Genomic DNA, 11365 nt, shown 5'->3' on the forward strand with positions numbered 1-11365 from the left:
TACAATATTCGTTAAGAATAAATTACAATCAAAAAAGGACTATAATTAAAAATTAAAATCTATGAACATTATTGAATTAGTAAAAGGGTATATTACCCCAGATTTGATCTCGAAAACTTCTTCAGAATTAGGTGAAAGTGAATCGGGAATTTCTAAAGCAATCAATGCATTTATTCCTATTCTTTTAGGAGGTGTTTTAGAAAAAAAGAATTCAACAACTGGTTTATTTCATACCATCAAATCTTTTGGTGCTTCTCGTGGATTAGCAAATATCTCGACAGAACAAGAAACGCCAGACACGATCAAAGAATTAATCAATGTTATTTTTGGTTCGAATACGCAACCAATCGTTTCTAAAATTGCTGAATATGCTGGAATTTCGACAGGTTCATCTTCAAAATTATTAGACTTAACAGCTTTAACAACTTTTGGATCTATTGGAAAAGAAGCAGAATATAACAATGTTACAGAATCTGATTTCTTTTCATCTTTAGGTGGAATTAAAGATAAAATTTTAGGATTAATTCCTACTGGTTTAGGACTTGGAGCTTTAGGTTTAGGAACAATGTTTAACGATGCGCCTAAAATCACTGAAACAATAGATGTTGCAAAAGATCATGTAACTGAAACTATTACAGAAACAAGAAAAGTAGTTGATGTAAAACCAGAAGAAAAACCTTATGTAGCACCAGTTGATGCTTACGCAGAAACTCATAACAACAATGGCGGTGGAGGTTTTTGGAAATGGTTAATTCCATTAATTTTAGTTGCTTTAGCAGCCTTTTTCTTATTAAAAAAATGCAATAAGAACGAAGAAAAAACAGTTGTTACAGAAGAAACTGAAATTGTGGTTGATTCATTGAATGAGGATTCTCTAAACGCTGCACCAAAAGAATTATCTGATATCGATTTAGATGGTGTTGCTTTGAAAGGATACGCAAATGGATTAGAAGATCAAATTATCAAATTTATCAAAGCGCCAGATTTTGCAACAATGACAGAAGATCAATTAAAAGAAAAATGGTTCAATTTTGATAATGTTAACTTCGTTTTTGGTAAAACAGATCAATTAGAGCCAGGTTCTGACGTTCAATTAGATAATGTTGCTGCAATTTTGAAAAAATATCCAACAGCAAAAATTAAACTTGGAGCGTACACAGATAAAGTTGGTGATGATGCGAAAAACAAAGAAATTTCTCAAAAAAGAGCAGATTACTTAAAAGCTGAATTAACAAAACGTGGTGTTGGTGCGCAAGTTATTGCTGCCGAAGGTTACGGAGAAGAGTTTGCAAAAGTAGCTGAAACAGCTTCTGACGCAGAAAGAGCTTCTGATCGCAAAATGTCATTACGTTTTACAAAATAATCATTTCATAAAATTTCTAAATAAGGGTAAAGGCAACTTTATCCTTATTTTTTTGTTATTTTTTTCGAAACCAACTCGCAACAAGCTAAACAATTAATATCTTTGCACACTATGAAATTTTCAATCGATAAAAAAGACGAATTTTCTAAGGCAAGAGCTGGTGTTGTAGAAACCGATCATGGTAAAATCGAAACACCTATTTTTATGCCAGTTGGTACGGTTGGTACAGTAAAATCTGTTCACCAACGTGAATTAGAAGAAGATATTAAAGCCCAAATCATTCTTGGAAATACTTATCATTTGTATTTACGTCCAGGAACAGATATTTTGCACAGAGCGGGTGGATTACATAAATTTATGAATTGGCAAAAACCAATTTTGACAGACTCTGGAGGATTCCAAGTGTATTCTTTGGCGACAAGTCGTAAAAAATCTGAAGAAGGTGTACGTTTCAAATCGCATATCGACGGATCTTACCACATGTTTACGCCAGAAAAATCAATGGAAATTCAGCGTTATATCGGAGCTGATATTTTTATGGCTTTTGACGAATTAACAGGAATTCCAGCAAAATATCACGATGCAAAACGTGCGATGCATGTCACACATCGTTGGTTGGAGCGTTGTAGAACTTGGTTAAACAATAATCCTGAATATTACGATCACAAACAAACACTTTTCCCAATTGTACAAGGAAATGATTTCAAAGATTTGCGTCAAGAATCAGCAAAATATATTGCAGATTTCGGTGCAGAAGGAAATGCAATTGGTGGATTATCTGTTGGTGAACCAGAACCTGTGATGTACGAAATGACGGATATCGTAACAGAAATTCTTCCACAAGACAAACCTCGTTATTTAATGGGAGTTGGAACACCTTGGAATATCATCGAATGTATTGCTTTAGGAGTTGATATGTTCGACTGTGTTATGCCAACGCGTAATGCGCGTAACGCAATGTTATTCACTTGGAATGGTGTTATGAACATGAAAAATGCAAAATGGAAAGATTGTTTCGAACCATTAGACGAAAACGGAACAAGCTATGTGGATAGTTATTACACAAAAGCCTATGTTCGTCATTTATTCAATGCCAACGAAGCTTTAGGAAAACAAATTGCATCTGTTCACAACCTTGCGTTTTATTTAGATTTGGTAAGAGTTGCAAGACAGCATATCTTAGCAGGAGATTTCGCTCAATGGAAAGAACAAATTGTTCCACAATTAAAACAACGTCTGTAGTTTGAAAATAATTGATAAATACATCATCCGAAACTTTATCGGGACCTTTATCTTCATGGTTTTGATTTTGTCTACTATCGCCGTTATTGTCGATCTTAGTCAAAAATTAGGGCGTATTAATGATAGTGGTTCTACAGCTTTTTCGGCTTTAACCCAATTTTACCCTTATTGGTCTATTTGGATTATTAACACCTTTTTACCAATTGCCGTTTTTATCACTGTGATCTATTTTACATCACGACTGACGATGCAAACCGAAATTGTAGGTGTACTTTCGGGTGGTATTAGTTTTTATCGATTTACACTTCCATATATTTGGGTTGCTATATTTTTAGCTATTTCTGCTTTGGTAGTAGGAAATGTGGTTTTGCCTTGGGCAAATATCAAAAAAAATAAATACCAATACACCCATTTATTGAGTAATAACGACAAGGAAGAATATTATAAACGACAACGTATCGGTTCGCAAATTTCTCCTGATGAATTTGTTTTTGTTGATAGTTATGACAGAACAGAAAAATTAGGAAGTTCTTTTATGTATCAAAAATTTGATTCGACTGAGTTGAAGAAACAAATCATCGCTTCAAGTTTTAATTGGAATGATAAAGATTCTACTTATGCATTAATGAGTGTTTACACGCGAGAAATTAACAAGGATAAAACCGAAAAGTTAAATTACGAAGCCAATACAAATTTGAAGTTGCCAGCTTCTCCTGACGAAATTTTACCAGAAGAATATGTTGCTGAAACAATGAATACCTTCGAATTGAATGAATTTATTCAAAAACAAAAAGCAAAAGGTTCTGCCAATGTAAATACATACGAAAATGAGTTAAATAACCGTTTAAGCGGTCCATTTTCAACTATTATTTTGACACTTTTGGCTTTATCGCTTTCATCTAAAAAACGTCGTGGAGGAATCGGAATCAACCTTGCAGTAGGTATTTCGTTAGCGTTTGTCTACATTTTCTTCTCGCAAACAACGTCTACGTTTTCCGAAAAAGGATATGTGTCGCCACTTGTCGCCTCGTGGATACCAAACATCGTCTTCGGATTACTAACTTTGTTTTTATATTTCAGACGAGCACGTTCATAAAATATTTCAAAAATCCAGTTCTTTTCGAACTGGATTTTTTTGTATTTTTAATTAAATAATTCTTCGATGAAAAAATATTTAATACCAACAATAATTAGTTTAGTTCTTTTTATCTTAATTATCCGTCCTGGATTTTTTAATCTAATACCTTTTTCTATTCATCAAATTATCTTTAGAGATATTATTAATGAAAATATATTTATTTATATGTTTGATTTTCTATTCTGTATATTTATCTGGTTTATTACTTTCAAATTAATCAATTCTAAACCATAAAATTTTAGTTAAAATCAGTTTTCTAATAATTCATCCGCTTGTAAAGAAATAATTTTTTATTCAATTGATAATTAATAACTTTAAGATATTCTAAATTATTTTTTTTAGATTTCAAGTTGAAGTGTAAAACTAAAATCAATTGATATGAAAAAAAATTTACTCCTTTTATTTTTAATCCTTTCGGTTTCTATTTTTTCACAAGAAACATTAAATACAATGTTTTATAATGTGTTCAAATTTCCGAATTCACTTCCTCAAAATCGTCAATTGATCTTAAGAGATATTTTAGACGAATACAAACCAGATTTATTTATGATTTGTGAATTAGTAACAGAAAATGGCGCTGATTTAATCTTAAATACATCTTTGCAAAATCAACCGGATAAATTTGCTCGCGCACTTTTTGTAGCTGACACAACAAAATTAGATGATCCGTTACAAACAATGGTTTTTTATAACACACGCAAATTAACGTTAGTTAATCAACAGAAAATTCCCACAGTTTATCGTGACATCAATCAATATTCTTTTCAATTAAATATTACTTCAAACGATCCTATTCATTTAGAAGTTTTTGTTGCACATCTAAAATCGAGTACAGGACCTGCAAATCGTCAAATGCGTTTGGAAATGGTGCAAGAAGTTACAAAATCTTTGAAAAAATTAACACAACCTAATACGTATGTACTTTTTGCTGGAGATTTTAATTTTTATAATTCATCAGAACCAGCATATCAAGAAATTATCAATCCAGCGAATGCTATTTTGATGATAGATCCACTCAATGCGCCTGGAAGTTGGCAAGATAATCCAGCTTTTAGTTATTTGCATACACAAAGTACGCGCGTTTCTAACGTAGGTTTTGGAAGCGGAACTAATGCAGGAGCAAGTGGCGGTTTGGATGATCGTTTTGATTTTATTATGATGAGCGAAAATTTCAAAAATAGTACACGTTTTTCTTTTATAAACGATAGTTACAAAGCGTACGGAAATAATGGAGATTGCTTGAATAAAGATGTTAAAGATCCTGATTGTACAGGTATCTACTCGCAAACTTTACGAACTAATTTGTATAATATGAGCGATCATTTACCTATTGTCATGCAATTTAAAATTCATGAGAGTTTAAGTACAAAATCAATTGAATCAAAACCATTTATCTGGTTGCAATCAGCAAATATTACGAATGATAAAATTATAATTGGAGTTGATAAAACTCAATTAAATGCTCAAAATAATATACTTTTTATTTACAATTCAGTTGGACAAATTGTACAATCGGTTCGCATAAATAATCAGTCAAATATAACGATTGACTGTCAAGGCTTAGCGGCTGGAATGTATTATATTAAAACAAAAGAATCGAACGAAGTTTTAAAGTTTATAAAGAAATAATTCGATATTAATTTTATCGAAAACAAGATAATTTCATTCAAAACAATAATTCAACTGTTTACTTAATATTTTAGCTAAAATCAACTCTTTAAAAATTTCGTCAACTTGCAGAAAATTCGTAATTTTGCATCTTAGTACAAATTCTAAAAGTAAGATGATAAACATTTCTCTTCCAGATGGAAGTGTAAAACAGTATGAGAGTGGCGTAACTCCTATGGACGTGGCGCTAAGCATTAGTGAAGGTTTAGCACGTAATGTAATTTCGGCTATAGTAAACGATCAACAAGTTGAAACAACAACCCCAATCACCACAGATGCAACGATCAAATTGTTAACCTGGAATGATGAAATGGGTAAAAAAGCTTTTTGGCATTCATCTGCTCACTTATTAGCGCAAGCTATTTTAGAGTTTTATCCAAATGCGAAATTAACAATTGGACCTGCGATTGACAAAGGTTTTTATTACGATGTTGATTTTGGTGAGGATAAATTTACAGAGGCTGATTTTGCGAAAGTAGAAAAAGCAATGTTAGAGAATGCAAAGAAAAAAGCTGAATTCAAATTATATTCAGTTTCGAAAGCAGAAGCATTAGAAACGTATAAAGACAATGAATACAAAACAGAATTAATCTCTAACTTAAATGATGGAGATATTACATTCTGTACACACGATAATTTTACAGATTTATGTCGTGGTGGACACATTCCAAACACTGGAATTGTGAAAGCTGCAAAAATCTTGAATGTTGCTGGAGCTTATTGGCGTGGAGACGAGAAAAACAAAATGTTGACTCGTGTTTATGGTATTACATTTCCAAAACAAAAAGATTTAACAGAATATCTTGAGTTATTAGAAGAAGCAAAAAAACGTGATCACCGTAAATTAGGTAAAGAATTAGGTTTATTTGCTTTCTCAGAAAAAGTTGGTGCAGGTTTACCACTTTGGTTACCAAAAGGAGCTGCTTTGAGAAGAAAATTAGAAAACTTCTTATTGAAAGAGCAACAAAAAATGGGTTACGAAATGGTAATTTCTCCGCACATTGGTCAAAAAGAATTGTATGTAACTTCTGGTCACTATGCAAAATATGGTGCAGATAGTTTTCAGCCAATTAAAACACCAAACGAAGGAGAAGAATTCTTGTTAAAACCAATGAACTGTCCGCATCACTGTGAGATTTACAAAACTTCTCAATGGTCATACCGCGATTTACCAAAACGTTATGCAGAGTTTGGTACAGTTTACCGTTACGAACAATCAGGAGAATTGCACGGTTTAACTCGTGTTCGTGGATTTACTCAAGATGATGCTCACTTATTCTGTACACCAGATCAATTATTAGAAGAATTCAAAAAAGTAATTGATTTAGTATTATATGTATTTACAAATCTTGGATTTGACAATTATTCGGCTCAAATCTCATTAAGAGATCCAGAGAATAAAGAAAAATACATCGGATCTGATGAAAACTGGGAAAAAGCTGAACAAGCAATTATCACAGCATCAGCAGAAAAAGGTTTACCAACAGTTGTAGAATATGGCGAAGCTGCATTCTATGGACCTAAGTTAGACTTTATGGTGAAAGATGCATTAGGACGTCAATGGCAGTTAGGAACAATCCAAGTGGATTATAATTTACCAGAACGTTTTGATTTAACTTACACTGGAGCAGACAACGAAAAACACAGACCAGTAATGATTCACCGCGCGCCATTTGGCTCTATGGAACGTTTCATTGCCATTTTGTTAGAAAATACAGCAGGTAATTTACCACTTTGGTTAACACCAGATTTATTCACAATTTTACCAATTAGTGAAAAATATGTGGAATATGGAGAAAAAGTATTAAATTTGCTGGCCGAAGAAGAAATTAACGGACTGATTGACAGTAGAAACGAGAAAACTGGTAAAAAAATCCGTGATGCCGAAATCGGTAAAATTCCTTTCATGTTAATCATCGGTGAAAAAGAAGCAGAAAACGGTACAGTTTCTGTAAGAAGACACGGAGAAGGTGATTTAGGAGAGATGACGATTCAAGCGTTTATCGACTTCATGAAAGAACAAATCAAATTAAAATAATTTAAAACAGAATAACTATCGCAATTAGAAGAAAAGGCGGCAGAGGTCCAGCCAGAGTAATTAAGGAAGATCAACACAAGATCAATGATAAGATTGACGCGAAAGAAGTACGCGTTGTTGGAGAAGGTATAGAACCTGGTGTATATCCAATAGCTAAAGCTTTAGAACTTGCAGAAGAACAAGGTTTAGATTTGGTAATGATCAGTGAAAAAGCCATTCCACCTGTTTGTCGTGTCGTAGAGTACAAAAAATTCTTATACGAACAAAAGAAAAAAGAAAAAGAACTTAAAGCTAAACAGCAGAAAGTTGTCGTAAAAGAAATTCGTTTCGGTCCTCAAACAGATGATCATGATTACGAATTCAAAAGACGTCACGCAAGATCTTTCTTAGAAGAAGGTTCAAAATTGAAAGCGTATGTTTTCTTCAAAGGACGTTCTATTATCTTTAAAGATCAAGGAGAAATCTTATTGTTACGTTTAGCTCAAGAATTGGAAGATGTTGGAAAAGTAGAACAAATGCCAAAACTTGAAGGTAAAAGAATGATTATGATGATGGGACCTAAAAAATAATTAGGTTCTTATCATCTTACAAAAAATAAAAAACGTTTTAATTTTAAATATTTGTAATCATGCCAAAATTAAAAACAAAATCTGGAGCGAAAAAACGTTTCAAATTAACAGGAACAGGTAAAATTAAAAGAAAACACGCTTTTAAAAGCCACATCCTAACAAAAAAAGAGACTAAACAAAAGAGAAATTTAACTCAAACTGGTTTAGTTGATCAAGCTGATGTTCATTCAGTAAAACAACAATTAAGATTAAAATAAGAACGTGTTCTTATTTGGTTTATTAATTCATTATTAACCCTGTCGATGGGCCTTAAAGCAGAGCAATCTCGCCCACTACAAAAAAATTAAAAATTATGCCAAGATCAGTAAACGCAGTTGCGTCAAGAGCTAGAAGAAAAAGAGTTTTAAAACTTGCAAAAGGATATTACGGAAGAAGAAAAAACGTTTGGACTGTTGCTAAAAATGCAGTAGAAAAAGGTTTAGTATACGCTTACCGCGATAGACGTCAAAAGAAAAGAAATTTCCGTGCGTTATGGATTCAAAGAATTAACGCTGGAGCAAGATTACACGGATTGTCTTACTCTAAATTTATGGGAGCTATCCACAAAGCTGGAATTGAATTAAATCGTAAAGTTTTAGCTGACTTAGCGATGAACAATCCAGAAGCTTTCAAAGCAATCGTAGAAAAAGTAAAATAATTTTTTTAAACAATATTAAAACGTTTTAAAACTTGGCTATTTAGTCAAGTTTTTTTTTGCCTAAATTTGAAGTATTTCATTCTAAACTTATTTTAGAATATCATCATAAATGTTATTTAAAAACCCAACTCAAATGAATCAACAAAAAGATTTATTTCTAAGAATTTGGCCATTTTTTGTCGTATTTTTTATCTACAATTTTGCTGCAATTGCTATGACGCAATATTATGGACGCGACGAATTACATCTGCATTTCAATCAATACAGCAATCATTATCTCGATAAACTCTTTGTTTTTTATACCGATTTCGGAACCTATTATTTATTTTTTATACTTCTTGGTTATCTATTTTGGAAAACAACTCGAAGATATTTTTATTATTTATTAGCTTCTGGAGCAGTTGCAACAACAATTAGTGTCTTTTTTAAGAATGTCTATTTCGAACAAGTTTTACGTCCTGGATATTATTTTACACAGAAAAAAATAGACATTATTCTAGTCAAAGATTATGCGATACAAATGGCTTCAACTTTTCCTTCGGGACATTCATTAACAGCCGCAATAATTTCGATGACTTTATGTTTATTAACCAAAAACAGATGGTTACAATTATTTTTTGCACTGCATTTTCCGAGTATCGCAATTAGTAGAATCTACTTGTCACGCCATTTCGCGATTGATACAGTTGGTGGTTCGTTTATTGGTTTTTTTATATTTATCTTTATGTATTACATCATCAATCAATCTAATAAACCAAAATTAGATCAAAAATTTATTAACAATGGAAATTCAAAATAAACTTAAAATATCATTAATACAATACGATGTAATCTGGGAAGATGTAAAAGCTAATCACGCTTATTTAGATGAATTATTAGCCAATTATCAAACTGATATTATATTGTTACCAGAAATGTTTGCTTCGGGATTTTCGATGAATGTAGAAAAAATTGGTCAAAAACCTTTTGGAGAAACATTCGAATGGATGCAACATAAAGCCAAAGAATTAAATTCTGCGATTGCTGGAAGCATTTCTACGCATGAAAACGATAAATACTATAACCGATTTTATTTCATCTGTCCAAGCGGCTCTATTTACATTTACGATAAGAAACATTTGTTTAGTTACGGAAAAGAAGCTGGCGTATATTCTGCTGGAGATAAAATTGTAACGATAGATTATAAAGGATGGCAAATTCGTCCTATTGTTTGCTACGATCTACGATTTCCTGTTTGGATTCGCAATACAGAAAAAGATCCGTACGATTTGATACTTTGCAACGCTAGTTGGCCAAAAGCGCGTCGTGAAGCTTGGATTTCACTTCTAAAAGCACGAGCAATCGAAAATATGGCTTTTGTTGCTGGCGTAAATAGAATTGGCGTAGATGGCTATAATCTCGAATATCAGGGTGATTCGCATTTATTTGATACATTAGGACAAGATTTGAAAACGATAAACAATCATCCCGAAATTTTACAATTCGAAATTGATAAAGAAGAACAAGATAAAACTCGAAAGCATTTCAACTTTTTGAATGATAGAGATTCATTTTATTTTGGATAAATACAGGCTCAACTTTTGTTGGTCTTTTTTTTGCATGTGTAATTCTTTTTAATTCATATATTTATGATAATCAATGGTTATAAGTCAAATATCTAGAGCAAGAGAGATAGAAAGAATTGAGAATAAAATTAACTCCAGAACAAACTGATAGAATGAAAAATGTTATTAAAACGCATCATAAAACCCTACTTACTATGAAAAAGGAATGCATAAAACTAATTAGTGTAATTCTCTTAATAATCTGTTTTTATAGTTGTTCTAATGTAAAAGCTTATAATAGTATCTATTCTTATAATGAGGGTTATAAAAATACTGATTCTACATTTATTAAATTTTCAGATTATTTAGAAGAAAAGAATAGAACAGTTAATTTTAAAGATTCTATGTTTTTAGTAATGGGAGAAACAATGTTAAAAGGTGATAAACTTAATATAAACAATGATACAGTTCTTGATTATACCAACTTTAAAGAAGACACAAATATAAAAAATTTTAAAAGTAAAAAGACATCGGTACACTGACCTTACATTTCTTAATGCAAACAAGAGAATAAAAATAAAGAATAAAAAATATTATAATTATTACAAAATAAATTTTGATGATAGTATCAATAAATGGTCAATATATCCTTGTAAACAATTTTGTTGGTAAATATTGTAGTTTGAACTAGTAAATGTAAAAGCAAAACTGTCATTCAGAACGAAGCGATAGCGAAGTGAAGAATCTTTTAGTAGTAAGTTTTGAGTGATAAGTTATAAGACGTAAGATTTAAGCTTATAAAATAAAAAACTATCCTCTTGAGCGGATTTAGGGGTGTTTTCGAGTTGTGAGTAATAAGTTCCTGAGTTAGTTGTAAAAAAGAAGCTTCCTTTTTATCAAGAAGAAGCTTCTTGTTTTATAAAACATAGTTTAGAGATACGTTAGACGTAAAACTTACATTTTACTTAATACTTTCTACATTGTACATTTTACAAAAAGTATAAACACAAAAAAGCCTCAAGTGAATAACTTGAGGCTTTTGATAAAAACTGGCGACGACCTACTCTCCCGTAAGTAACAGTACCATCGGCGCAGGCAGGCTTAAC

At 31.8% G+C, this 11365-nt stretch carries 11 protein-coding genes; all 11 read left to right on the forward strand.

The genetic code is table 11. From position 1 onward, the window contains the following. Positions 1-61: 61 nt before the first annotated feature. Positions 62-1363: an OmpA family protein gene (locus HXZ74_RS08455; RefSeq protein WP_038337126.1), complete on the forward strand. Its 1302-nt coding sequence runs from the start codon at positions 62-64 to the stop codon at positions 1361-1363. Positions 1364-1474: 111 nt separating this feature from the next. Further along, positions 1475-2605 (forward strand): tRNA guanosine(34) transglycosylase Tgt, encoded by a 1131-nt coding sequence (gene tgt / locus HXZ74_RS08460; protein ID WP_038337127.1) that lies wholly within the window; start codon positions 1475-1477, stop codon positions 2603-2605. A 1-nt stretch (position 2606) separates the two neighbouring features. Beyond that, the gene (locus HXZ74_RS08465) at positions 2607-3701 is read left to right on the forward strand and encodes an LptF/LptG family permease (protein ID WP_280062787.1); all 1095 of its coding nucleotides are present in this window, start codon (positions 2607-2609) and stop codon (positions 3699-3701) included. A gap of 420 nt (positions 3702-4121) precedes the next feature. Continuing rightward, positions 4122-5372, forward strand: coding sequence for a T9SS type A sorting domain-containing protein (locus HXZ74_RS08470; protein WP_038337129.1), 1251 nt, complete (start codon positions 4122-4124; stop codon positions 5370-5372). 154 nt (positions 5373-5526) lie between these two features. Then, a complete protein-coding gene (gene thrS, locus HXZ74_RS08475; protein WP_038337131.1) occupies positions 5527-7449 on the forward strand; it encodes a threonine--tRNA ligase in 1923 nt (640 codons plus the stop codon). A 59-nt stretch (positions 7450-7508) separates the two neighbouring features. Continuing rightward, the gene (gene infC / locus HXZ74_RS08480) at positions 7509-8018 is read left to right on the forward strand and encodes a translation initiation factor IF-3 (RefSeq protein WP_236688239.1); all 510 of its coding nucleotides are present in this window, start codon (positions 7509-7511) and stop codon (positions 8016-8018) included. A 59-nt stretch (positions 8019-8077) separates the two neighbouring features. Next, positions 8078-8275: a 50S ribosomal protein L35 gene (rpmI, locus tag HXZ74_RS08485; RefSeq protein ID WP_038337133.1), complete on the forward strand. Its 198-nt coding sequence runs from the start codon at positions 8078-8080 to the stop codon at positions 8273-8275. Positions 8276-8370: 95 nt separating this feature from the next. After that, on the forward strand, positions 8371-8715 hold the full coding sequence (gene rplT / locus HXZ74_RS08490) for a 50S ribosomal protein L20 (protein ID WP_038337134.1): 345 nt from the start codon (positions 8371-8373) through the stop codon (positions 8713-8715). A gap of 133 nt (positions 8716-8848) precedes the next feature. Continuing rightward, positions 8849-9514, forward strand: coding sequence for a phosphatase PAP2 family protein (locus HXZ74_RS08495; RefSeq protein ID WP_286474869.1), 666 nt, complete (start codon positions 8849-8851; stop codon positions 9512-9514). Further along, positions 9498-10280, forward strand: coding sequence for a nitrilase-related carbon-nitrogen hydrolase (locus HXZ74_RS08500; RefSeq protein ID WP_180905412.1), 783 nt, complete (start codon positions 9498-9500; stop codon positions 10278-10280). Before HXZ74_RS08495 ends, HXZ74_RS08500 begins: the two co-directional genes overlap by 17 nt. 152 nt (positions 10281-10432) lie before the next feature. Then, the gene (locus HXZ74_RS08505) at positions 10433-10801 is read left to right on the forward strand and encodes a hypothetical protein (RefSeq protein WP_286474872.1); all 369 of its coding nucleotides are present in this window, start codon (positions 10433-10435) and stop codon (positions 10799-10801) included. Positions 10802-11365 lie beyond the last annotated feature (564 nt).

Origin of the sequence: Empedobacter sp. R750 (assembly GCF_030324345.1) — a bacterium.
Taxonomy (GTDB): Bacteria; Bacteroidota; Bacteroidia; order Flavobacteriales; family Weeksellaceae; genus Empedobacter; species Empedobacter falsenii_C.